This window comes from Pseudomonas gingeri, assembly GCF_013385425.1.
Classification (GTDB): domain Bacteria; phylum Pseudomonadota; class Gammaproteobacteria; order Pseudomonadales; family Pseudomonadaceae; genus Aquipseudomonas; species Aquipseudomonas gingeri_D.
The window spans coordinates 24,198-47,477 of record NZ_JACAQA010000027.1 but is presented as its reverse complement, the minus strand read 5'-3'; the positions used below and the strand labels follow the sequence as shown (position 1 = coordinate 47,477).

Genomic DNA, 23,280 nt, shown 5'->3' with positions numbered 1-23,280 from the left:
GCGCAAACACCAGCTCACTCATAAAAACAAAGAGCGTTTGCACCATGACCCAGCCCCACTGCCGTGTCCCCGCCAGCTTTCTGCTGCGCTCTGCGTTTCCCGACTTTGACCGTTCGTGCCCCAGGGTGCGTGCGCGTTTCTGATCACCCTCAATTCCCTGCGTCCGCGAGATAAAAACCCATGAAAGAACAAGACCTGTACATCGGCGAAGGTTTCGAAGGCCCCGGCGTGAACGCCGCCCATATCAATATCCTCATCGGCCCGCGCAACGGTCCGGCCGGCCAGGCCTTTGCCAACAGCCTGGCGTCGCCGAGCCAGGGCCATTGCCCATTTATGGTGATCGCCCAGCCGAATATCCCGGTCAAGCCGATGACCCTCTATGTCAACAAGGCCGCCATCGGCAGCGACTTCCACGGCAATGCCACCTGGGGCGCGTCCCAGGCCGGGATCGCCAAGGCCGTGCTCGAAGCCTTGCTCGACGGCACCCTGCCGGCCGAGGCCGAGGACGAGTGGGCCATCGTCACCGCCAACTGGGTCAACCCTTCCTGCGATGACCTCGATGCGGTCTACCTGAACAACTACAACGCCTGCCGCACCGCAATCCGCGCCGCCCTGACCGGCCTGCCGGTACGTGCCCAGCTCGCCGATGTGGTCAACCACATCGCCAACCCTTTCTACACCCCGAAAGCCTGAGGTCCGCGCCATGCAATACATTCGTCTGGGCAATTCCGGCCTGCAGGTTTCCAAGCTGTGCCTCGGTACCATGAACATGGGTACGCCGGATTGGAAGCCGTGGATCTTCGATGAGAAGAAAAGCGAACCGATCGTCAAGCACGCGCTGGACAACGGGGTGAACTTCATCGACCTGGCGGACTTCTATTCCGCCGGCGTCGGCGAGGAAGTGGTGGGGCGCATTCTCAAGCGCCTGACCCGTCGCGAAGACATTGTGGTGACCACCAAGGTCGGCTACGGCACCCGTAGCGGGATCAACGCCAGCGGCCATTCGCGCAAGCACATCATGGACAGCATCGACGCGTCCCTGAAACGCCTGGATATGGACTACGTCGATGTCTTCATGCTGCATTACTTCGACGTGAACACGCCGGTCGAGGAAACCATGAGCGCCATGAACGACATCGTGCGTTCCGGCAAGGCTCGTTATATCGGCGTCTCGACCATGCTCACCGGGCAGTTGGCGAAGATCCTCATGGCTTGTGAGCGTAATGGCTGGGTCAAGCCGATCAATATGCAGCTGCAACTGAACTGCGCCTACCGCGAAGAAGAGCGCGAGATGCTGCCGTTCTGCCGTGACCAGGGCCTCGGGGTCTCGGTGTTCAGCCCGCTGGCCCGTGGCCTGTTGACCGGCGACGTGCAGTCGACCCGCAACCAGACCGACTTCTTCACCCAACAGATGTACAGCGATGAAGCGTCTTTCGAAATCGCCCATTCGGTGCAGCGTGTCGCCCGCCGTCGCGGTGTCTCCAATGCGCAGATCGCCCAGGCCTGGGTGGTCAATCACCCGGGCGTGGATTGCATGCTGGTGGGCGCCGACACCACCGAACAGTTCGACAGTGCCCTGGCGGCCCTGGAGACCCGCCTCGACGCCGACGAGCTGTACGAGCTGGAACGCAACTACACCCCGTGTGATGTGATCAACGATTACACCGCCGGCAAACGTATCCTGCGCTCGGCCCGTCCGGCCGAGGCAGCTTTCACCTTGACCGAGGCCGTGGCATGAGCGAGTTGATTCGTACCGGTAACTACATCGACGGCCAATGGTCCAGCGGCGGGCCGACTTACCCGGTGCTGAACCCGGCCAATGGTGAGTTGATCGTTGATGTCCAACGCGCCGGCGCTGAAGAAACCGTCCTGGCCATTGCCGCCGCCGAGCGCGCCTTGCCGGCCTGGCGCAAGCTGACCGCCAAGGATCGCAGCGTGCGCCTCAAACGTTGGAGCGAACTGATGCTGAGCAACCAGCGTGAGCTCGCCACCTTGCTCAGCCGCGAGCAGGGCAAACCGTTGGCCGAAGCCATGGGCGAGGTGGTCTATGCCGCCAGTTTCCTCGAGTGGTTCGGTGAAGAGGCCAAGCGTGCCTATGGCGATGTAATCCCGAGCCACAAGGCCGATGCGCGGATCATCGTCACCAAGGAAGCCATCGGTGTGGTCGCGGCGATCACTCCGTGGAACTTCCCGCTGGCGATGGTCACCCGCAAGGTCGGCCCGGCCCTGGCCGCCGGTTGCACAATGATCCTCAAGCCTTCGGAAGAAACACCATTGTCGGCTTTTGCCCTGGCGGTACTAGCGGAGCAGGCGGGGATTCCGGCCGGTGTGTTCAATATTGTGTCCGGCGATGCGGTGGCCATCGGCGGCGCGCTGCAAGCCTCATCGGTGGTGCGCAAGCTGTCCTTCACCGGTTCGACCCGCACCGGCAAGCTGCTGATGCGCCAGGCTGCCGACACCTTGAAAAAGGTCTCGCTGGAGCTGGGTGGTAACGCTCCGTTTATCGTGTTCGATGACGCCGACCTGGACGCGGCGGTGAAGGGCGCGATGGCTTCGAAGTTCCGCAACACCGGGCAGACCTGTGTCTGCGTGAACCGCTTCTTCATCCAGGATGGCGTGTACGAGGCCTTTACCACCAAGCTGGCGGAGGCGGTCAAGGCGCTGCGGGTCGGCAATGCGCTGGACGGCGAAACCGAGCAGGGGCCGTTGATCAACAGCGCGGCTTTGAGCAAGGTCGAGCAACATGTCGGCGATGCATTGGAGAAGGGTGCCAAGCTGATGTGCGGCGGTCGTCGCCATTCCCTCGGCGGGACTTTTTTCGAACCGACCATCCTTACCGAAGTCGGCGACGGCATGCTGATCGCCCAGGAAGAGACCTTCGGTCCGGTGGCGGCGTGCTTTCGCTTCAAGGACGAGGCCGAGGTGTTGCGTCGGGCCAATGACACGCCATTCGGTCTCTCGGCGTATTTCTACAGCCGCGATATCGGCCGCGTCTGGCGCATGGCCGAAGGCCTGGAAGCCGGGATGGTGGGGATCAACGAAGGGATCATCTCCACCGAAGTGGCGCCCTTTGGCGGCATCAAGGAATCGGGCCTGGGACGTGAAGGTTCGCATTACGGTCTGGACGACTACCTGGAAATCAAATACCTGTTGATGGGCGGCCTCTAAGGCACCGTCGCCCCCTCACACCCTGTAGGAGCGAGCTTGCTCGCGATGGACGCAAGGGCGCCGCTGGGTATCAGGCGCCCCGAGTTATCGTTCACGACCATCGCGAGCAAGCTCGCTCCTACAGGGGGGCGTGGGAAGGGCGCGGTAGCGGGTTTCAGTTCTTCTTTTTTGTGTTGCCTCGGAAAACGGCCGGGGATTGCATCGGGCCTTGAGTCAGGGATTGCTCACCAGGCTCAACCACTCGGTAAACAGCCGCACTTTCGACAACCCCTGCTTGTCGTTCTCCACATCCAGCCAATAGCCATACGGCCCGACCACCTCCACCGGGGTGATGGGCAACAGGCTGCCGTTGGCCAGTTCCTTGACGATCATCTGCCGGTCGATCACCGCCAGCCCACCACCGGCCAATGCGGTGTTGATCACCTGGTCCAGGGTGCTGAATTCCAGCCCTTGCCGGGCATCCACGTCTTCACGGCCCATGGCCGCCAGCCAGTTCTCCCAGACCTTGAGGCGCTTGCCGTCGTGCAGGATATGCAGCAGGGGCGAGTGGCGCAGATCCGGCGCCTCGCCCTGTTCGAACAGCTCCGGGCTCGCCACGGCGATATGCCGCTCCATCACCAGCAATTGGCTGCTGCAATGCGGGTCCGCCTCGAGGCCGAAACGGATCTGGCAGTCGACCTCGGCCAGGCTGTCATGACTGGCCTGGTTGGTCACGCTGAGGCTGATATCCGGGTAGCGCTGGCAGAACGCTCGCAGATGCGCCGACAACCAGCGGGTGGCCCAGGTCGGTGGCGCGAGGATGCGCAGGCGCTGACGCAGGTTAGGCACCCGCACGGCTTGCAGGGCACGTTCGATATGGTCGAAGGCATCGCCCAACTGCGGTGACAATGCCGTTCCTGATTCGGTCAGTGACAAGCCCCGCGGCGTGCGCACGAACAGCGCGACGCCAAGGTAATCTTCAAGCTGCTTGATCTGTCGGCTGACCGCGCCCTGGGTCACGTTCAGATACGCGGCGGCCTGGCTGAAGCTGCGATGCCGGGCGACTTCCTCGAACACGCGGAGCATGTTCAGCGAGGGCAGTTGACGCATGAAATGGATACTCCGGACCGGCTGGCGCACACCTGCCGAATACCGCGTTGAAGCGCGGGGCAGACCCGTGTGGAGTCGGTTTATTGTTGTTCTTTTAAGTGTTTTTTCTGTAGGACGTATCTGACTATCACCGGCGGGCCGATGCAAGCGTTGCTTGGCGGGAGTGAGTAAAAAAAGCGGCGGGTATAAAAAAGGTGGGAGAGCCCAGGTGCTCTCCCACAAAAATGCGCAATGAAATGAGGAGCTGGTATGCAGGAGTCAGCAAACCGGCTCCTGCAGGCAGGTCAATCAGAAGTAGTAGCCGATGTTCACGTACAACTGGTTTTTCCAGAGATCGGTCCCGCCGGCCGCAAGACTCTGGGTATAGCTGCTGCCGCCGATGTAAGGATCGTTCTTGCCGATCAGCCATTCGGTGGCGACCCAGAATTTGCTCACCGAGAACGAGGTGCCGAGGATCAGGCGCTGGGAGGTCTTGAAGTCATCCGCCGATTTGTCGAAAGCACTGTAGTTGGCGTACAGCTTGATCCCGCTGATCTGGTCAAGCAGGTACTTGCCGTCGACGTCGTAGCTCAGGTCGGCGACATAGAGGTTGCCGCGGCTGGCGACGTTGAAGGTGCCGTCATAGCCGCCGAAGGTCACCACCTCGTTGCTGCCGGGATTGCGTGGCGACATCTGCTGGCGCGCCGCCTGCAATTGCAGGCCCCACGGACCGTCCTTGCCCAGGTAGTGGATGGCCACGGCATTGCGCCGGCCGTCTTCGCGGGTGTCGCGGTTTTCCAGGGTCGAGGTCAGGCCCGAGATGCCCACCTCGGATTTCCAGTTACCCAGTTGCATGGCCTTGGCCAGGCGCACCACGGCGGTGTTGTGTTCCTGGTTGTTGCTGCCGTCGGTCACATAGCTGTCGGCCCGGGAGACCACGGTGGAGTAGGTGTCGCCGTTGCTGGTGCCACGCCCTTGCAGGGCCGGGCGCAGGTAGAAACCGGCTTGCAGGTTCCAGTCGCCGCTCTGCTGGATGTATTTGGCGCCGACTTCTTCCACGTCTTCCAGGCCGACCACGTTGCCCAGGGTTTCATAGAAGGTACTGCCGAAGTAGGGTTGCAGGCCGAACGGAATCTGGTTCAGGCCGACCTGCACCTGCTGGTCCGGGTTGAATTTGTAGCCGACCCAGGCGGTCTCGGCGAACTGCACCGCGCCGATGCGATCGGTGTACTGGTACGGATAGGAGCGCCCGTAGAAGCGGTACTTGGCGGCGGCGATCCAGGTGTCGGAGTTGTACTTGGCGGTGAGGAACGCGGTGTCGAAGTCGAACTTCTGGATATCGCGATCCGGGGCGTAGTCCCAGCGATAGCGGACAGCGCCGCCGATATCCAGGTTGTCGGTGACCTGGATCGCCATTGCGGGCGTGGAAAGGGCGCCCAACAGCGCCAGCGGGGTTAATGAGCGCAAGGCCCGGGTGGTGTTCAAGTTCATGGTCGCTCCGTCTCTTCTCTAGGTTTATTGTTGGCAACAGCCATCCCGGCCACGGCAAAAGCGTGGTCTGGATGAAAGGGGTAGGGCCCGCTACGACGGAGGCTGCGAGCAACGTCCAGGTGGTAGCGGGCCGGGAGGATCAGCCGCCGGCGGCACTCAGGCCCGGTGCCGGTCCCGCCTGGGTTGGCGGTCGCACCGAAGCCCCGGGCGCGGCGGCCAGCAGGGTCTGGGTATAGCCATGTCGAGGGTGCAGCAGCACCTGCTCGGCGGTGCCGTACTCGACCACTTCGCCCTGGCGCATCACCGCGATGTGATCGCTGATCTGCGCCGCCACGCGCAGGTCGTGGGTGATGAAGAGGATGCTCAGGTTCAGCCGTTGCTGGAGCTCGGCCAGCAATTCCAGCACCTGTTTCTGCACCGAGACATCCAGGGCCGAGACGCTTTCATCGGCAATCAGGACCTGCGGGCGCATGGCCAGGGCGCGGGCAATGCCGATGCGCTGGCGCTGGCCGCCGGAGAACTGCCGGGGCTTGCGTTTCAGGGCGTCGCGCTTGAGGCCGACCTGTTCCAGCAGATCACCGGCTTCGATCCAGGCATCCTTGGCCGACAGGCCCCGCAGTTGCGCGGCGCGGGCGATGATGTCGCCGACCCGATGGCGCGGATTGAGCGAGCCGTAGGGGTCCTGGAAAATCATCTGGATCTGCCGCCGGCCCCGGGTCAGTGCCTCGCCCTTGAGGGCGAGGAAGTCGCTGTCGCCGAGCCAGACATGCCCGCTGTCGCTGTCCACCAGGCGGATCGCCGCCTTGACCAGGGTGCTCTTGCCCGAGCCGGACTCGCCGACAATCGCCAGGGTCTTGCCCCTCGGCAGTTGCAGCGAGACATCCTTGAGCGCACAGACTTGACGCCCTTCGACGTGGTAGGTCTTGTTCAGGTGTTCGATCCGCAGGGCGATCTCACCGTCGGCGCAGGGCGCGTGCAGTTCCGGATTCAACGCCGGGACCGCGGCGATCAGCTTGCGTGTGTAGGTGTGGCGTGGCGCCTGCAAGACTTGGTCGCGTTCGCCGATTTCCACCAGCCGACCGCCTTCCATCACCGCGATGCGGTCGGCGATTTCCGCCACCACGCCGAAGTCATGGGTGATGAACAGGATGCCGTGCTGGCCGCGCCCACGCAGTTCGCGGATCAGCTTGAGGACCTGGGCCTGGGTGGTGACATCCAGAGCGGTGGTCGGTTCGTCGGCGATCAGCAGGTCCGGGTTCATCGCCAGGGCCATGGCGATCACCACCCGCTGGCATTGGCCGCCGGAAAGCTGATGGGGAAAGCTGTTGGCGATCCGTGGCGGCTCCGGCAACTGGGTCGACTCCAGCAGCGCGAGCATGCGTTCGCGCCGCTCGGCCGCATCCATCTGCGGGGCGTGGATCTCGAAGATTTCCTCCACTTGTCGACCGATGCGGATCGCCGGGTTGAGGGCCGCCATGGGCTCCTGGAAGATCATCGCGATGCGGTTGCCACGCAGGCCGCGCAACTGCGCTTCGGGCATGCTGCAGATGTCCTCGCCGAGGAAATCGATACGCCCTTCGCTGTGACGCAGGCCCTTGGCGTAGTCGCCCATAATGGCCCCGGAGAGCACCGATTTGCCCGAGCCGGACTCGCCGATCACACAGAGGATTTCGCCCTTGCGCACATCCAGGTCGATCTTCTGTACCGCATGGCTGCGGTCCGCGCCCGGCGGCAGTTCGATGGACAACCCCTCGACGCGCAATACTTGTTGGCTGCTCATACTCAACTCCTTGTGCCTTTCTGGGCGTGTTCGTCCAGGCCGTCCGCCAGCAGGCTGAGGCCAAGCATCAGGGTGGAAATGGCAATGCACGGGAAGATCACCAGGTGGGGAAACGCGATGGCCATGCTGCGGCCTTCGTTGATCATGCCGCCCCAGTCCGGGGTCGGCGGTGGCAGGCCGAGGCCGAGGAAGCCGAGGGCACCGATCATGATCGCGGTGTAGCCGATGCGCAGGCAGAAATCGACGATCAGCGGGCCACCGCAGTTGGGCAGGATTTCCACGGTCATGATCCGCAGGGCGCCTTCGCCCTGGGTGATGGCGCTGAGCACATAGTCCCGCGAACGCAGGTCCATGGTCAGGGCGCGCATGATCCGGAAGATCGCCGGGGCGCTGGTGAAGGTCACCGCGATCAGGATGTTCAACGCCGAGGCGCCGAGGGCGATGATGATCACGATGTACAGCACCAGCACCGGGAACGACAGCACGGTGTCGGCGATATAGGACAATACCGAGTCGACCCAGCCATTGAAGTAGCCGGCGCACAGGCCCATGGCAATGCCGAAGGCAAACGCGGTGAGGGTCGCCAGGGTCGACCAGAGCAGCACCGTGCGGGTGCCCCAGATCAGTCGCGAGAGAATATCGCGGCCCAGCACATCGGTGCCCAGCAGGAAGGTCTGGCCGCTGCCGTCGTCGCTGAACGGCGTCAGCAGCGGGGTGAAGCTTTCCAGCGGGTCATGGGGGGCGAGCCAGGGGGCGAAGACCCCGAGGATCACCCAACCGCCCACCAGACACAGGCCCAGGGCCGCCAGCGGGTTCTTGAATGCATGCAGAAGATTCATCGGGCGCTCCCGCCAAGGCTGCGCAAGGTGATGCGCGGATTGAGCCAGGTATAGGCCAGGTCGGAGAAGATCTTGGTCGCGCCCACCACCAGCGCACTGATCATGGCGCAGGCCTCGATCAGGTAGACGTCATGGTTCAGCGAGGCGGTGTAGAGCAACGAGCCGAAGCCCTTGTAGGCGAAGAACACCTCGACCACGATGACGTTGGACAGCAGCCACGGGATGTACAGCATGATCACCGTGATCGGTGCGATCAGCACATTGCGCAGCGCATGGCGCAGCACGATGCGTGAGGTCGAGGCACCCTTGAGGCGGGCGGTACGGATATACGGCGCCTGCATCACTTCGACCATCGAAGCCCGGGTGATCCGCGCCAGGTAGCCGACGCCGAACAGGCACAGCACCATCAGCGGCATCGCCAGTTGCAGGGCACTGAAACCGTCGCTCATGCTGCTGACGCCCGGCAGCCAGTTGAGCCAGAAGACGAAGATTGCCGAGACGAACACCGCGCTGGCGAAATCCGGGATAGAGGTGGTGACGATGGACAGGAACGACACCAGGCGGTCCAGCAGCGAACCCTGGCGAATCCCGGCCAGTACGCCGAGGGTCAGGGCCACGGGGACCATGATCAACAGCGCCAGGCCCGCCAGCATCAGGGTCTGCCCGAGGTTGGGCAGCAACAGGTCCATCACCGGTTCGCGAAAGTGCACTGAGGTGCCCCAGTGGCCGCTGACGAAGTCCTTCAGCCAGATCAGGTAACGCCACAGGAAGGGTTGGTCGTAGCCGTGCTCGGTGAGCCAGGCGGCGCGTTGGTCGGCGGCGGAGTAGGGACCCAGGACGTTGATCGCGACGTCCTCGATATTCAGCTCCAGGGCGAAAAAAACGATCAGTGACACCGACAATAACGTCGCTGCCAGGGCCAGTAGCTTGCGCCACAGAAAATCAGCCATGTTTGCATGCTCCGGCTATACAGTTGCCGGCTCGCCGCACCGGGGTGGGCGAGCTCATTGTTTCAAAGGTCGGATCAGGCGCTGAGCCAGGTTTCGTTCATCGGGTAGAAGTCCGATGGGTGGACCTGGAAGCCTTGGACCTTCTGCGACGTGGCGGTGAACTTGTCGGCCCAGAACGGCTGGATGATGACGCAGGCGTCCTGGAGGATCTGCTCCACGCTTTGCATCGCCAGGGAGCGCTGTTTCGGATCGACGATGCCCATGGCCTTGTCCAGGGCGGCGTCGAAGGCCGGGTCCTTGTAGTGGCTTTCGTTCCAGGCACCGCCGCCGCGGTAGGCCAGTTCCAGGGACATCACCCCCAACGGGCGATGGGCCCAGTAAGTGAGGCTGAAGGCGGCTTTGTCCCAGATCGGCCAGTACTGGGTGGCGGGAATCACCTTGAGGTTGATGCGGATGCCGGCTTCCAGGCAGTTCTGCTGGAGGATCTGTGCGGTGTCCTGCTCGTAGCGACCCTGGGTGTTGCCGACGATCAGGTCGATATCGATGCCCTTGGGATGTCCGGCTTCGGCCAGCAATGCCTTGGCCTGGGTCACGTCACGAGCGCGCTTGGGCAGCGGGAAGTATTCCGGGTGCGACGGCGCCACATGGTGGTCCTCGCCCAGGGTGCCCATGCCGCGATAGGCGATCTTGAGCATTTGCGCGTTGTCGGCGCAGAGCGCCACGGCCTTGCGGATGCGCAGGTCGTCGAACGGCTTCTGGTCCACGGCCATGCGCATCACCACGGTCTGCGCCGATTTGCAGGTCAGCAGCTTGGCGTTGGGCAGGCGCTTGGCCAGGTCCAGTTCGGCCACGGTGACGCGGTACAGCACGTCGACCTGCCCGGCTTGCAGGGCGGCCAGTTGGGTGGACACGTCGGTGCCCATGTCGACATACCGTAGCTCGTCCAGGTAGGCCGGCTTGCCCCAGTAATCGGCGCGCTTGGCGAAGGTCGCTTCCTTGTTCACGGCGAACGAGGTGAGCTTGAAAGGACCGGTGCCGAGCGGGTTTTTCGACCAGTCATCACCGGCTTTGAAGCTGCGATGGACGATGGCGCAGGTGAAGGCGTTGAGCATTTCCGGAATCGCCAGGATCGGCCGCTTGAGCACCAGCTTGAACTGGTAAGGCCCGAGTTTTTCGAAGGAGGCGATGTCCTGGAAGGCAGTGCGGTTGACCGACTTGGACTCGGCGCCGGTCCAGCGTTGGAAGTTGTGCTCGACGTCGTCGGCGGTGAAGGCGTCGCCGTTGCTCCACTTGACGTCCTGGCGCAGGTTGAAGACCCACTCCTTGAGGTCATCCGAGGGCTTCCAGCTTTCGGCGAGGTACGGGTGGGTGATGTTCTGGGCATCGACCCAGGTCAGGTATTCCAGGCTGTTGCGCATCAGGTTCGAGGCTTCGATCCAGGTGATGAGCATCGGGTCCTGGATTTCCTGGATGGCACAGGCAAAGCGCAGGCTGCCGCCATTGCGTGGGGTGCCGGTCTCAGCCGCCTGGACCGAATCGCTGAACAGCGCCGGGCCGAGGAAACTCCCGGCGCTGGCGGCGGTGATACCGAGCAGGGTGGCGGTGTGGAGGAATTGCCGGCGGCTGATCTGGCCGCGCTTGGCTTGGGTGCACAGGTCATCCACGGCTGGATGCGGCGCGGAGCCGTCCAGGGTAGTCAGGTCTTTCATGAGCCTCTCCGATACTGGGGCGTAAATGCGTCTTTTGGGTGCCACTGCGAACAGAGGGTTGGCAGCTAGCGCTGGCGATCCAGGGCGGACCCGTGATCGGTCAGGAAAAACGTCAACGGCAGATCAAAGCGCGGAGCATTCAGGAGGCGGGACGTGGGATAGGACATGGTGCGGCTCTCGTGTTGTTTTTATTTGAGATGCTCGCAGTTTTGTCATCTGGCTCCGGATGAACAAACGATAAATTCAGCGTAGGAAAATTCCTAAAACGCACATTACTGATTGCCCTCCCGCGCCAGACACGCTCCTGATGGCCCTACCTCGCGGGCTGAGTGCCGGCGCGGGGTAGGGCGGCAAGACTTAAACGGGCAGCAGACGCGGGTCGAACGGATAGTCCGAGAGCAGCTCGATACCATTTTCGTGGATGTAGATCTGCTCTTCGAGCTTGACCCCTTCGCCGCCTTCGTCGTGGCCGATGTAGCTTTCCACGCAGATGGTCATGCCCGCCTCGAACACCCCGTCATAGCCCAGTGCATCGATGTCCTCGCGGTGCACCACGTAGGGGTATTCACCGGTCATGCCAACCCCGTGGGCCAGGGCGAAATAACGGTTGGCCTTGTAGTGGTCGGGGATCTTCCAGGCCAGCTCCGCATACTCCTTGAAGCTGCGCCCGGCCTTGAGCATTTCCATATTGGTCTGCACCTGTTCATAGGCCAGCTTGTACAGCTCCTGCTGCTTGCGGGTGGCGGCCTGTTCGCCGCAGAGAAAGGTCCGCGAGAAGTCCGCGTAGTAGCCGAAACGACCGACCACATCGGTGTCCAGCGCCACCAGGTCGCCGGCTTCGATGGGCCGGGTGCTGCACTCCTGGAACCAGGGGTTGGTGCGCGGTCCGGAGGACAGCAGGCGGGTTTCCACATAGTCGCCGTCGGTGGCGATCACGTGCTGGTGCAGGTGCGACCAGAGTTCGTTTTCGCTGATGCCGGGCTTGAGCTTGCTTTCCATCAGCTTCACGCCGGCCTCGGTGGCGCGCAGGCTGGCGCGGATCATCTTCAGCTCGTTCGGCACCTTGATGCAGCGCGCGCGTTCCAGTGGTTCCTGGGCATCGAAGACCTGGTAGCCGAGCTTCTGCAATTCGAAGGCCGCCGCCGAGGTGGCGCTCTCGATGGCGATGCGTTTTCCGCCACCGCATTTGCGCACCAGGTCGTCGATTTCAGCGGCCCAGTCGGCGGTGACATTGCTCAGGAAACTGTCGCAGAAGTAATAGGAGATCGCCTTGGCCGGGCGCACTTCGTCGACGGTGTTCAGGGATTCGGCCAGGTGCAGGCAGCCGCCGAATTCGAAAACCACCACCGGGCCTTCGGCGGGAATAAAGGCGTAACGCGCCGGGTTACGGGCCGAGTACACCTGCATGTTGCGCGAGCCGGTGGCGTAGCGCATATGGGTCGGGTCGAACAGCACGCAGGCGGCGTAGTCGCGCTTTTTCAGTTCGTTGCGCACCCGTTGCAGGCGGTCCAGCTGGATCTGCTGGATCTCGGCGTGGGTGGGTTCGCAGTCGGTGGGGATGCGGTTGGGGCCGGAAAGACTCATGGGGTGTTCCTCGCTAATACCGGTCGGTGATGGAAATACGTTCTTATAAAGTCCGCGCTCCCGTTGTAGGAGCGAGCTTGCTCGCGATGGCCGCAAGGGCGCCGCTGGCTATCAGGCGCACCGCGTTATCGTTCACCACCATCGCGAGCAAGCTCGCTCCTACAGGAGAGGTCAGTCGAGCAGTTGGTCGCTGCGCACCCGGCTGCGCTCGGCTTGCAGATGGGCTTCGGAGAGGCGCCCGTAGAGCTGCTTGGTGCGCTCGGCGCGGCCAATGATTCCGGGCTTTTCCGAGTAGGCGAAGATCGCGGTATTGCGCTCGACCGCGCCTTCGACACGGGTCACCCGATGCACCGAAAAACGCCCCTTGAAGATCTGCAGGTCGCCGGGATTGAGCTCCAGGTATTTCACCCGGCTGCGATCCTCGCCCCGCACCACCTGGCCCACCGCCCCAAGGTTTTCCGCCGTGCGCGAGCGGATCATCGGCGCGTATTCGAACAGGCCGCCGGCCTCGGGCTTCTGGGTCATCATGCTGACGATGAATTCGTTGGTGTCGAAGTGCCAAGGCTGTTGGGTGCCCTCTGGCATCACGTTGATTACCAGGCCGGCAAAGGGGTCGGCATATTCGAAAATCTCAGGTTCCCCCAGGCAGGCACTGATGAAACGTTTCATCATCGGCGAGACGTAGAGCCGGTGAATGATCGCGTCCGGGGCGATCATGTCGCGGGTCACAAAGCCGCTGGTGCGCTCCATGAAGGTGCGGCGCGGGTCTTCGGCCGGCAGCGAGGGATCGTCTTCGGTGAAGTAGGCATTGACCTTGCGCACCGAATAAAACGTCTTGTCCGAGAGTGCCTGACCTTCGAGACGAGCCTGTTCCAGCACTTCGGGGCGCAGGAAGTTCTTCAGCAGGCAGCAACCGTCGACGGCCAATTCGGCCCGGGCATGATCGATCAGTGCCTGTAATTGAACATGGCCCGAATCATGAATGGGATAACGTTCGGTGTTGACGATATCGCTGATATCACCCACTTCGGCATCGGCAAGTTGAAGGCTCATTTCGGGCTCCTGAAGTTAACGATCATTAGTCGCCAGTGCAAGGTTCGAAGTTGTCTCGGCGTTGAATCGATAGTTGCTTAAAAACAGGAATAATAGAAATGATGAGTTACGATCGAATCCATCGGCAGGAGCGATAGTTATGTCAGGTCATCTGGACGGAACATTGCTCAAGGTGTTTGTGGCGATTATTGAATGCCAGGGGTTTTCGGCGGCCGCCGAGCGCCTGCATAAAACCCAGTCGACCGTCAGCCAGAGTCTGCAACGGCTGGAGGAGGTGGTTGGCACGCCGCTGATCCATCGCACCAGCCGCAGCATCAGCCTGACCCCCAGCGGCGAGACCTTTCTGATCTATGCGCGGCGCATCCTCAAGCTGCATAACGAGGCGATCAATGCGGCGCACCTGCCCAATGACCTCGCCTGCATCCACGTCGGGATGCCCGAGGACTACGCGCAATACTGCCTGGCCGGGGTCTTGCGGGATTTTCGCGAACACTTTCCCAAGGTCCGTCCGGACGTGTGCTGCGAAGCCTCGGTGGCCCTGGTCGGGCGCCTGCAGCGTGGCGAGCTGGACCTGGTGCTCGGCGTGCAGCATGCCAACCTGCAGCAGGGCGAGTTTCTCTGCGACGAGCCGTTGGTCTGGGTGACCGCTGACGAGCGTGCCTGGGCGGATGACCAATCGGTGCCGCTGGCGGTCTATGCCGAGGGCTGTGCCTTTCGCGCCAATGCCATCGACGCCCTGGCCGAGGCTGGTCGGGCGTGGCACGTGGTTTACACCAGCCAGAGCCCGCGGGGGATCGGCGTGGCCATCGAGGGCGGCGACACGGTGGGGGTGACTGCCCGCCGGCTGGTGCCGGAGGGCTGGCGGATTCTCGATGAACGAGACGGTTTCCCGGCTATCGAGCCGGCCCGGCTGATGCTCTGGCGTTCGTCGGCCTGCCAGGAACCGGGGCTCGAGGCGATGGTGGAGATGCTCGGGCGCCAGCTACTGCGTTCAGACCGGCTCCTGGAGCAGCGGCCGACGGCGCTGGTGGCGGGCCATGACTTGCAGTAAAAGCAGACTGGCAAGGACCCAGCCGGCGATCCAGGCATGGATGATGGCGAACGAGCCACTGGCTTGCAGCAACAGACCGTTGACCCAGTTCGCGCTGGCGCTGCCCAGGCCGTAGCCGACCATGCTCAGGCTCACCACTTGCAGGCTTTGCACGGGTGTCAGGCGAGCGCTGAGGTAGGCGGCCATCAGGCCCCAGACCGGAAAGTAGAACAGCGCGAACAACCCGGCGGCCAGCCAGGTCAGCAGCAATCCGGGGTGCAGCAGCAGGCCGAGCATGGCCAGGCCGAAGGCGCCGATGCTGATGGCCATCACCCGCAGCGCCCCCCAGCGGTCAGCCAGTGACCCCAGTGACATTCCACCCAGCGCGCCACAGGCGCCGATCAAGGTCCAGAGCGAGCCGGTGACCTGCAGGCCGGCGCCCAGGCGTTCGGTGACGAAGGCCGAGAGGAAGTTGAGGAACGGGCCGCTGATACTGCCGATAAAGCCGCTGAGCAGCAGGATATGCACGGCGATGGGCTGTTCCAGGCACAGGCGCAGCCAGCGCCGGAGTACCTGGCCCAGGGAGGCGGCCGTCGTCGGGCGAGTGTCCGGCTGGCGGCCGAGGGGCGCCAGGGCCCAGAGGGTCAGTAGGGTGACGATCAATGTGAGCCCGGCGCAGATCAGCCAGAAAGCGCTGAGGGAAATACCCTGGAGCAGGGCGATCAGGATGCCGTTCAGGCAGATGGCAAAGGCCGCCCCGGAAGACGCCAGTCCCAGCACCCGGCTGCGGTGGGACGCGGGAATCACTTCGCCGGCCAGGGCGGCAATTGCGTTCCAGTTGGACACCGCGCAGGCCGAGACCAGCGCCAGGCACAAGGCAAAGGGCAGGACCCAGGGCGTGGCGACCGCCAGCGCCAGCAGCACCGGGCTGAGCAGCATGGTCAGGCGCACCATGTTCAGGGGGCTGATCCAGGCGGCGGCGATCCCGCTGGCAATCGAAGCGCCCATATAGAAGAGTTGCAGCAACGCGGCAATGGAGGCGGCCTGGCTATAACTCAGGGAGAAGTGCTGGCGGATTTCGGGTAACAGGGCGGAATAAAGAAAAATACTGAAGCCGTGGGTGCTGGCATTGCAGCAGGTGAATATAAAAGCGAGCAGGCCGATAGTTCTGGTTGGGGTGTTTTTGTTGATTGCCATTGTGCGGCCCGAGAAGATAAGTTGTTGGGGGAGGTGCAACACAATGGGGCGAGAGTGGGGGTGGCGCCCAATGTAAGTGCGTGGAAATTTTCCGTTTAAAGTTATAGGGCAGGGTAGCGTTTATAAGTTGAAAAGAACCAGTGCTGAATACTCATGAGGGCTGTGCGAAATACTCGTGCTATTTATCTCGGGGCGACGGTTTTCTTGCAAAAGCGACCTTTGATCGCAACCTCCTTTATCGCTGATCTGGAACACGACACACATCCTGTAGGAGCAGGGCTTGCCCGCGAAGCTTTTAGCTATCTTGAGGGCCTCTTCGCGGGCAAGCCCTGCTCCTACAGGTTCCGTTGTGTTCTCAAGATCTGAGTCGGCCTCACATTTTGAGGCGGCGGACAGGATTCTGATTTTTTGTAGGACGATAGACAAAAAGGAATGTTACCCACCCCCGGCACCATGCGATGCTTGTGGCCGTCCGCCCCTTGGTGAGTGTCTTTTCTTGAAACGCAAAATGCCCGCGCTCAATGCGCTCAAAGCCTTCGAAGTGGCTGGCAGCACCGGCAGCTTTACCCGCGCCGCCGAGCTGCTGAACGTGACCCAGAGCGCCGTCAGCCGCCAGGTCCGTCAGCTTGAGGAGCAACTGGGCGAAAGCCTGCTGGAGCGCCGTCATCACCACCTCGAATTGACCAGTGCCGGGCGGGTGTTACTGCGCGCGCTGCATCAATCCTTCGACAAGATCGAGATGACCGTGCGTGGCATCCAGGAGAAGAACCACGCCAACCGCCTGCGCATCAATGCGCCGCCGACTTTTACCAGCCGCTGGCTGTTGCCGCGCCTGGGGCGCCTGCGCCAGCAGCATCCGGGGCTGGAACTGAGCATCACTACACGCCTGCAGGACAGCCTGGCCGAGACCAGTACCCTGGACTGCGCGATCCGTTTCGGCGATGGCGAATGGGATGGCCTGGACAGCTCGTTGCTGATGCACGAGCGGCATATCGCCGTCTGTTCGCCAAGCCTCTATGCCCGCGAGTTGAGCGGGCAGGAAGAGATCGACCTGAACCGCCTGACCCTGCTGCATGTACTGGCCAAGGAAGATCAGCGCTACCTGACCTGGAAACACTGGCTGGACGCGGCGCGGATCAGTGGCGTCGATACCTTGAGCGGTTATGAGTTCGACCTGCTGGACCTGGCGATTCGCGCGGCCATCGACGGCTTGGGCATCACCATCGCCGACTGGCATATGGTGGCCGGCGAACTGGCCTGCGGACAGTTGACCCAGGTGCTCAACGTGCATGTCGACGGTCACCAGTCCTACTGGCTGGTGACCCGCCAGGAACAGACGCAGATCCCCCAGTTGCAGATTTTCAGCCAGTGGTTGCAGGAAGAACTGGAGCTGGCACGGCGGCATCTCGAGCCTTCTACCCCGGTGATCATGCCCGTTATCTGAAGGGTGTATACGGACCTTGTAGGAGCCGGCTTGCTGGCGATGCAGACACCGCGGTGTATCAGTTTCACCGCGTTATCGTTCATCGCCAGCAAGCCGGCTCCTACAGTCTGGCGGTAACCTGCATTTTTTGAATGTTTACCGCCTGAATTAATCGTTTGTTCATCCCGCCTCGGATGACAAGACTGCTGGCTTCTCAGATAAGAAAAGTACGAGAACCAGTACATGTCCACCCAGCGCAATTTTGTTAACGGTCAGTTCGTCGAGCCCGCCGGTACTGCCCGGATCGCGGTCTACAACCCTGCCACCGAAGCCTTGATCGACCACGTACCGGCTGCCACCTCCGTCGAGGCGGTCGAAGCCGTCGAGGCCGCCGCCGCCGCCCAGAAGCTCTGGGGCAAGCTCACCAGCATCGAACGCGCCGAGCATCTGCGCAGCTTTGCCGGCGCCCTTGAAGCCTGCGCCGAAGACATTGGCCAGGCCCTGGCGGCGGAGTCCGGCAAGAGCGTCGCCGACGCCAGCAACGAAGCCCGTTATGCCGCGCAGATCACCCGCTACCACGCCGAATGGGCGCGGCGTATCGAAGGCGAGATCATTCCCAGCGATACCCCGGACGAAAACCTGTTCCTGCAGCGCGAGCCCATCGGCGTCGTCGCTTGCCTGATTCCGTTCAACTACCCGGTCTACACCCTGCTGCGCAAGATCGCCCCGGCGTTGATCGCCGGCAATACCGTGGTAGTGCGCCCGAGCAACAACACGCCGATCTCGGCCTTTGAAATCGCCCGGGCCGTGCAGCAATCCAGCCTGCCTGCCGGGGTGGTGAATATCCTCACCATGGACCATGACACCGCCGCCAGTGTCTGCACCCACAAGGCCGTCGGCCTGATCACCCTGACCGGCAGCGTCAACGCCGGGCGCATCGTGCTCGACTACTGCAAGGCCAATATCGCCAAGCCATCCCTGGAACTGGGCGGCAAGACCCCGGCGATCATCGAGGCCGATGCCGACCTGGAACAGGCCGCCAGCGCCATCGTCGCCTCCAAGACCACCCATTGCGGCCAGTTGTGCACGGCGGTGGAGCGGGTCTATGTCCACGAAAGCGTGCACGACCATTTCCTCGCGCTGCTGAAAGAGAAAATCAGCGCGGTGCAGTTTGGTGACCGCGCCGCGGATGCCAGCCTGATGGGCCCGCTGGTCAATGCCAGCTCACGGCACAATATCCACGCCATGGTCGAGCGGGCCGTGGCCGACGGCGCGGTGCTGGAAACCGGTGGTGTGATCCCCCAGGGCCCGGGGCATTTCTACCCGCCGACCCTGCTCAGCGGTTGCCGCCAGGACATGGAGATCGTCCAGGAAGAAATCTTCGGCCCGGTCCTGCCGGTGCTCAAGTACCGTGATATCGACGAGGCGCTGGCCATGGCCAACGATCACCAGTTCGGCCTGTCGTCGGTGCTCTATACCGAGAACTACCGCACGGCGATGAAAGTGGCCAATGCCATCGAGTCCGGCGAGCTCTACGTCAACCGCACCCCGGCCGATCCTTACCAAGGGTTCCACGCCGGCTGGAAACGTTCCGGCCTGGGCGGCGATGACGGCAAGCACGGCATGCTCGAATTCACCCAGACCCGACTGGTGGTCATGAAGTACTGAGACAGGCTTTACGCGACACGCTATTCCAATAACAACAATCGATAGAGAAGGGCGACCGTGCACTGCCGGATCGCCCGAGGTCCCAGTACATGTCCAAGCCTGCTGCTGTTCAGGTTCACGCCGCCGCCACGTCCGCCAGAAGCGACAAGGGCAGCCGTTATTTCCAATTGATGTTGCTGGTGCTGGCCGCCGGGGCGATCTACCCGATCCTCTACCTGCGCCAGGTCTACCAGACCACCATGCTCGAAGTGTTCCATATCAATCACAGTGAGCTGGGTTACCTGTACTCGATGCTCGGCACCATTTTCCTGCTCAGCTACCTGCCCAGCGGCTGGTTGGCGGATCGCCTGGCACCGCGCTTCCTGATCTTCTTCTCGCTGGTCGCCACCGGCCTGCTGGGGATCTGGTATTCCACCGCACCGTCGATGACCGGCCTGATGATCATCTTCGGTTGCTGGGGTTTGACCACCGGCCTGACCTTCTGGGCCTCGGTGCTCAAGCGGGTCAAGATGATCGCCGAGGCCTCCGAGCAGGGGCGCTTCTTCGGCATCCTCGACGGCGGTCGCGGCCTGGTGGAAGCGATGCTTGCCACCGTGGCCCTGGGGCTGTTCGCCTACGCCACCGAGACCCGCAGCGAGTCGGCGGCCGAAGGCTTCAAACATGTGGTCTACCTCTACTCCTTTACCTGTATCGCCATCGGTTGCGTGCTGGTCTCGCTCAAGGACCCCAAGTCCGTGGCGGCCGTTGAAACCCAGGAAGAAAAGGCCTCGCACACTCTGCTCAGCGACCTGGCCTTCCTGGTGAAGATTCCCGAGTTGTGGCTGGTGACCGCCATCGTGTTCTGCGGTTATCACATCTTCTGGGCCACCTACAGCTTCTCCGACTACCTGCAAGGTAGCGGCATGACCGCGGTCATGGCCGGCACCATCACCACCATCAAATTGTGGATGCGCCCCATCGGCGGTCTCGGCGGCGGCTACCTGGGGGACAAGTTCTCGAATATCTCGGTGTTGATCCTTGCACTGCTGCTGGCGACCCTCGGCATCCTCGGGCTGATCGTCTTCCCGGCGCTGGGCAGCATCGGCGTACTGGTGGCCACGGTGATCTTTATCGGCCTGATGACCTACGCCATTCGCGGGCTGTACTGGGCGATCCTCGACACCTGCAAGATCCCGCTGCGGATCACCGGCCTGGCCATCGGCATTGTCTCGGTGGTCGGCTACCTGCCGGACACCTTTATCCCGTTGATCAACGGCTATCTCACGGAAAACTTCCCTGGCGCCCTCGGTTACAAGCTCTATTTCGGCTACATCGCCTTTATTGGCGGGCTTGGAACCCTGGCGGCCCTGGCGCTGCGTGCGCTGGTCAATAAAAAGGCAGGTGCCTGATATGAAAATCGTCTCCCTGGAAACCCATATCGTCGCCGTACCGCCGCCGCACATCGGTGGCATGTACTGGCTGTTCGTCAAGCTCAAGACCGACTGCGGTATTGAAGGCGTCGGCGAGATCTACGCCGCCACCTTCGGTCCCAAGGCCATGGTGCCGATAATCGAGGACGTGTTCGAGCGTTACCTGCAGGACCAGGACCCGCACCATATCGAGCGCTTCTTCCGCCAGGCCTACTCCAGCGGTTTCACCCAGCGTCCGGACCTGACCATGATGGGCGTGGTCAGCGGCCTGGAGATGGCCTGCTGGGACATCATCGGCAAGGCGGCGAACAAGCCGGTCTATGAGCTGCTGGGCGGCAAGGTCAACGAGCGCTTGCGCTCCTACACCTACCTGTACCCGGTCAACAGCCGTGGCGAGTACGACTACGACGACCCGGACCTGGCCGCCGAATGCGCGATAGAGAATATGAAGCTGGGCTTCACCGCCGTGAAGTTCGACCCTGCCGGGCCTTACACCGCCTATTCCGGCCACCAGATTTCCCTGGAAGTGCTGGAGCGCTGCGAAACCTTCTGCCGCAAGATCCGTGAAGCGGTGGGCGACAAGTGCGACCTGCTGTTCGGCACCCACGGGCAGATGGTGCCGTCGTCGGCGATTCGCCTGGCCAAGCGCCTGGAGAAGTACGACCCACTTTGGTTTGAAGAGCCGGTACCGCCCGGCCAGGAAGACGCCATGGCGCAAGTGGCGGCCAAGACCACCATCCCGATTGCCACCGGCGAGCGGCTGACCACCAAGTATGAGTTCTTCAAGCTGCTGCAGGCCGGCGGCGCGTCGATCCTGCAGATGAACGTGGCGCGCTGCGGCGGCCTGCTGGAAGCCAAGAAGATCGCCAGCATGGCCGAGGCCTATTACGCGCAGATCGCCCCGCACCTCTACAACGGTCCGATCGGCGCCGCGGCCAGCTTCCAGTTGGCGACCTGCACGCCAAACTTCCTGATCCAGGAAAGCATCATGACCTGGGGCGGTTTCCACGCCGAAGTGCTGACCAAGCCGCTGCAATGGGAAGACGGCTACATCATCCCGTCGATCGAGCCGGGCCTTGGCGTCGAGTTGAACATGGACGTGGTGCGCAAGCACACGCCCTACACCGGCCAGCGGCTGCACCTGCAAATGGCGCCGACGCCCGCCGATGTGAAAGACACCTCGCCGGCCAGGGGCTGAGCCATCCTGCCGCCCTGGGACAGGGCGGCGTTTTCAACGAATCAGCGGTAACCTGCATGACATACGACTACATCATCGCCGGCGCGGGCGCCGCCGGTTGCATCCTCGCCAACCGCTTGTCGGCTTCGGGGAAATACTCGGTCCTGTTGCTGGAAGCGGGCGGCAAGGACGCTTCGTTCTGGTTCAAGATCCCGGTCGGTTTCGCCAAGATGTATTACAACCCGACCTTCAACTGGATGTACTACAGCCAGCCGCAGAAGCAACTGCACAACCGGGAAATCTACGCGCCCCGGGGCAAGGTCCAGGGCGGTTCGGGTTCGATCAACGCCATGGTCTACGTGCGTGGCCAGGCCCATGACTTCGATGACTGGGCGGCCAACGGCAATGACGGCTGGGCGTTCAAGGACGTGTTGCCGTACTTCCGCAAGCTGGAAAATCACCCGCTGGGCGATACCGAATATCACGGCGGCAGCGGGCCGATCAGCATCACGCCGATGCAGGGGCATACGCACCCGATCTGCGATGTATTTCTCGAAGGCTGCCAGCAGTTGGGTTATCAGCGCAGCGACGACTTCAATGGACCGAAGTTCGAAGGGGCGGGGGTCTATGACGTCAACACCCGCAATGGCCAGCGCAGCTCCAGTAGCTTCGCCCACCTGCACCCGGCACTGAGCCGACCGAACCTCACCGTCGAACACCATGCCTTGGTGGATCGGGTGTTGTTCGACAACGACCTGCGGGCCATCGGCATTTCCATCAGCCAGCACGGCGTGGCGCGCTCGTTCAAGGCCAACAAGGAAGTGATCCTGTGTGCCGGTGCGGTGGATACGCCGAAGATCCTGCAACTGTCCGGGGTCGGTGACCAGACACTGTTGAGCGAACACCGGGTGCCGGTGGTCAAGCATCTGCCGGCGGTGGGGCAGAACCTGCAGGATCACCTGTGCGTGAGCTACTACTACAAGGCCAATATCCCGACCTTGAACGATGAGCTGAGCTCGTTGTTCGGCCAGCTCAAGCTGGGCCTGCAATACCTGCTGACCCGCAAGGGTGCGCTGGCCATGAGCGTCAACCAGGCCGGCGGGTTCTTCCGCGGCAATGAAGAGCAGGCGCACCCGAACCTGCAGATGTACTTCAATCCCTTGTCGTACCAGATACCGAAGAACAACAAGGCCAGCCTCAAGCCGGAGCCGTATTCGGGCTTCCTGTTGTGCTTCAACCCGTGCCGGCCGACCAGTCGCGGCAGCGTGCGGATCGCCTCGAAGAACCCGGCGGATGCGGCGCTGATCGACCCGAACTACCTGAGCACCGAGAAGGATATCGACGAGGTGTTGCAGGGCAGCCGGCTGATTCGCAAGATCATGCTGGCGCCGGCGTTGCGGGCGATTACCGTCGATGAAGTGTTGCCGGGCAAGGCGGTGAATGACGACGCGGCGATGCTGGAGTATTTCCGCGAGAACAGCGGGTCGATCTATCACCTGTGCGGTTCGTGTGCGATGGGTTCGGATCCGCAGGTGTCGGTGGTCGACAAGCGCCTGAAGGTGCATGGGATGAAGGGATTGCGGATTGTCGATGCGTCGATTTTCCCCAACGTGACGTCGGGCAATACCCACGCGGCGGTGCTGATGGTGGCGGAGAAGGGCGCGGACCTGATTCTCGAGGATGCCTGAACGGGCGAGTGAGGCGTTCTTGGGGAGGGTGTAAGGCTCTGGGGCC

At 62.5% G+C, this 23,280-nt stretch carries 18 protein-coding genes; 9 read left to right on the top strand and 9 right to left on the bottom strand.

All coding sequences use genetic code 11. The features are described 5' to 3' along the window. The first annotated feature begins 180 nt into the window (after nt 1-180). The 3 genes from fae to HX830_RS25485 are packed head-to-tail and all read left to right on the top strand — an operon-like array spanning nt 181 to nt 3,168. Entirely contained in the window at nt 181-693 is a 513-nt protein-coding gene (gene fae / locus HX830_RS25495; RefSeq protein WP_100943543.1) for a formaldehyde-activating enzyme, read from the top strand. Between the two features lie 10 nt (nt 694-703). Beyond that, nucleotides 704-1,738, top strand: coding sequence for an aldo/keto reductase (locus tag HX830_RS25490; RefSeq protein ID WP_177103368.1), 1,035 nt, complete (start codon nt 704-706; stop codon nt 1,736-1,738). Further along, nucleotides 1,735-3,168, top strand: a complete 1,434-nt coding sequence (locus HX830_RS25485) for an NAD-dependent succinate-semialdehyde dehydrogenase (protein WP_177103366.1) — start codon at nt 1,735-1,737, stop codon at nt 3,166-3,168. Before HX830_RS25490 ends, HX830_RS25485 begins: the two co-directional genes overlap by 4 nt. A gap of 213 nt (nt 3,169-3,381) precedes the next feature. Here the strand turns inward: HX830_RS25485 and HX830_RS25480 are convergent, their stop codons facing one another. The 8 genes from HX830_RS25480 to HX830_RS25445 form a co-directional block, all read right to left on the bottom strand. Further along, nucleotides 3,382-4,257, bottom strand: coding sequence for a LysR substrate-binding domain-containing protein (locus tag HX830_RS25480; RefSeq protein WP_177103364.1), 876 nt, complete (start codon nt 4,255-4,257; stop codon nt 3,382-3,384). A 288-nt stretch (nt 4,258-4,545) separates the two neighbouring features. Beyond that, nucleotides 4,546-5,727: a hypothetical protein gene (locus HX830_RS25475; protein ID WP_152737536.1), complete on the bottom strand. Its 1,182-nt coding sequence runs from the start codon at nt 5,725-5,727 to the stop codon at nt 4,546-4,548. Between the two features lie 139 nt (nt 5,728-5,866). Further along, nucleotides 5,867-7,507: a dipeptide ABC transporter ATP-binding protein gene (locus HX830_RS25470; RefSeq protein ID WP_177103362.1), complete on the bottom strand. Its 1,641-nt coding sequence runs from the start codon at nt 7,505-7,507 to the stop codon at nt 5,867-5,869. 2 nt (nt 7,508-7,509) lie between these two features. Further along, nucleotides 7,510-8,346, bottom strand: a complete 837-nt coding sequence (locus HX830_RS25465) for an ABC transporter permease (protein ID WP_103499366.1) — start codon at nt 8,344-8,346, stop codon at nt 7,510-7,512. Continuing rightward, nucleotides 8,343-9,296 (bottom strand): ABC transporter permease, encoded by a 954-nt coding sequence (locus HX830_RS25460; protein ID WP_152737539.1) that lies wholly within the window; start codon nt 9,294-9,296, stop codon nt 8,343-8,345. Before HX830_RS25460 ends, HX830_RS25465 begins: the two co-directional genes overlap by 4 nt. A 74-nt stretch (nt 9,297-9,370) precedes the next feature. Beyond that, entirely contained in the window at nt 9,371-11,005 is a 1,635-nt protein-coding gene (locus tag HX830_RS25455) for an ABC transporter substrate-binding protein (RefSeq protein ID WP_177103361.1), read from the bottom strand. 357 nt (nt 11,006-11,362) lie between these two features. Continuing rightward, entirely contained in the window at nt 11,363-12,589 is a 1,227-nt protein-coding gene (locus tag HX830_RS25450) for a M24 family metallopeptidase (RefSeq protein WP_177103359.1), read from the bottom strand. A 171-nt stretch (nt 12,590-12,760) separates the two neighbouring features. Beyond that, nucleotides 12,761-13,642, bottom strand: coding sequence for a HalD/BesD family halogenase (locus HX830_RS25445; RefSeq protein ID WP_152737542.1), 882 nt, complete (start codon nt 13,640-13,642; stop codon nt 12,761-12,763). A gap of 139 nt (nt 13,643-13,781) precedes the next feature. On the opposite strand from HX830_RS25445, the gene HX830_RS25440 reads away from it, so the two are divergent. Further along, entirely contained in the window at nt 13,782-14,693 is a 912-nt protein-coding gene (locus tag HX830_RS25440) for a LysR substrate-binding domain-containing protein (RefSeq protein ID WP_177103357.1), read from the top strand. Here HX830_RS25440 and HX830_RS25435 read toward each other — a convergent pair. Further along, complete coding sequence (locus tag HX830_RS25435; RefSeq protein WP_177103355.1) at nt 14,634-15,869, bottom strand: MFS transporter; 1,236 nt, start codon at nt 15,867-15,869, stop codon at nt 14,634-14,636. The two genes, HX830_RS25440 and HX830_RS25435, sit on opposite strands and share 60 nt — an antisense overlap. Before the next feature lie 496 nt (nt 15,870-16,365). On the opposite strand from HX830_RS25435, the gene HX830_RS25430 reads away from it, so the two are divergent. From HX830_RS25430 to HX830_RS25410, 5 genes are all read left to right on the top strand, one after another. Continuing rightward, entirely contained in the window at nt 16,366-17,313 is a 948-nt protein-coding gene (locus tag HX830_RS25430) for a LysR substrate-binding domain-containing protein (RefSeq protein ID WP_177103353.1), read from the top strand. A gap of 222 nt (nt 17,314-17,535) precedes the next feature. Then, on the top strand, nt 17,536-18,960 hold the full coding sequence (aldA, locus tag HX830_RS25425) for an aldehyde dehydrogenase (protein ID WP_177103350.1): 1,425 nt from the start codon (nt 17,536-17,538) through the stop codon (nt 18,958-18,960). Between the two features lie 89 nt (nt 18,961-19,049). Further along, the gene (locus HX830_RS25420) at nt 19,050-20,348 is read left to right on the top strand and encodes an MFS transporter (RefSeq protein WP_177103348.1); all 1,299 of its coding nucleotides are present in this window, start codon (nt 19,050-19,052) and stop codon (nt 20,346-20,348) included. A gap of 1 nt (nt 20,349) precedes the next feature. After that, entirely contained in the window at nt 20,350-21,567 is a 1,218-nt protein-coding gene (locus HX830_RS25415; protein WP_177103346.1) for a mandelate racemase/muconate lactonizing enzyme family protein, read from the top strand. A 56-nt stretch (nt 21,568-21,623) separates the two neighbouring features. After that, nucleotides 21,624-23,234, top strand: a complete 1,611-nt coding sequence (locus HX830_RS25410) for a GMC family oxidoreductase (RefSeq protein ID WP_177103345.1) — start codon at nt 21,624-21,626, stop codon at nt 23,232-23,234. Nucleotides 23,235-23,280 lie beyond the last annotated feature (46 nt).

What these genes read in the sequence shown, in the direction of transcription:
- HX830_RS25450 (WP_177103359.1), bottom strand. Translation starts at nt 12,589, where the DNA reads ATGAGTCTTTCCGGCCCCAACCGCATCCCCACCGACTGCGAACCCACC.
- HX830_RS25485 (WP_177103366.1), top strand. Translation starts at nt 1,735, where the DNA reads ATGAGCGAGTTGATTCGTACCGGTAACTACATCGACGGCCAATGGTCC.
- HX830_RS25460 (WP_152737539.1), bottom strand. Translation starts at nt 9,296, where the DNA reads ATGGCTGATTTTCTGTGGCGCAAGCTACTGGCCCTGGCAGCGACGTTA.
- HX830_RS25455 (WP_177103361.1), bottom strand. Translation starts at nt 11,005, where the DNA reads ATGAAAGACCTGACTACCCTGGACGGCTCCGCGCCGCATCCAGCCGTG.
- HX830_RS25470 (WP_177103362.1), bottom strand. Translation starts at nt 7,507, where the DNA reads ATGAGCAGCCAACAAGTATTGCGCGTCGAGGGGTTGTCCATCGAACTG.
- HX830_RS25480 (WP_177103364.1), bottom strand. Translation starts at nt 4,257, where the DNA reads ATGCGTCAACTGCCCTCGCTGAACATGCTCCGCGTGTTCGAGGAAGTC.
- HX830_RS25490 (WP_177103368.1), top strand. Translation starts at nt 704, where the DNA reads ATGCAATACATTCGTCTGGGCAATTCCGGCCTGCAGGTTTCCAAGCTG.
- HX830_RS25475 (WP_152737536.1), bottom strand. Translation starts at nt 5,727, where the DNA reads ATGAACTTGAACACCACCCGGGCCTTGCGCTCATTAACCCCGCTGGCG.
- fae (WP_100943543.1), top strand. Translation starts at nt 181, where the DNA reads ATGAAAGAACAAGACCTGTACATCGGCGAAGGTTTCGAAGGCCCCGGC.
- aldA (WP_177103350.1), top strand. Translation starts at nt 17,536, where the DNA reads ATGTCCACCCAGCGCAATTTTGTTAACGGTCAGTTCGTCGAGCCCGCC.
- HX830_RS25410 (WP_177103345.1), top strand. Translation starts at nt 21,624, where the DNA reads ATGACATACGACTACATCATCGCCGGCGCGGGCGCCGCCGGTTGCATC.
- HX830_RS25440 (WP_177103357.1), top strand. Translation starts at nt 13,782, where the DNA reads ATGTCAGGTCATCTGGACGGAACATTGCTCAAGGTGTTTGTGGCGATT.
- HX830_RS25420 (WP_177103348.1), top strand. Translation starts at nt 19,050, where the DNA reads ATGTCCAAGCCTGCTGCTGTTCAGGTTCACGCCGCCGCCACGTCCGCC.
- HX830_RS25465 (WP_103499366.1), bottom strand. Translation starts at nt 8,346, where the DNA reads ATGAATCTTCTGCATGCATTCAAGAACCCGCTGGCGGCCCTGGGCCTG.
- HX830_RS25445 (WP_152737542.1), bottom strand. Translation starts at nt 13,642, where the DNA reads ATGAGCCTTCAACTTGCCGATGCCGAAGTGGGTGATATCAGCGATATC.
- HX830_RS25435 (WP_177103355.1), bottom strand. Translation starts at nt 15,869, where the DNA reads ATGGCAATCAACAAAAACACCCCAACCAGAACTATCGGCCTGCTCGCT.
- HX830_RS25415 (WP_177103346.1), top strand. Translation starts at nt 20,350, where the DNA reads ATGAAAATCGTCTCCCTGGAAACCCATATCGTCGCCGTACCGCCGCCG.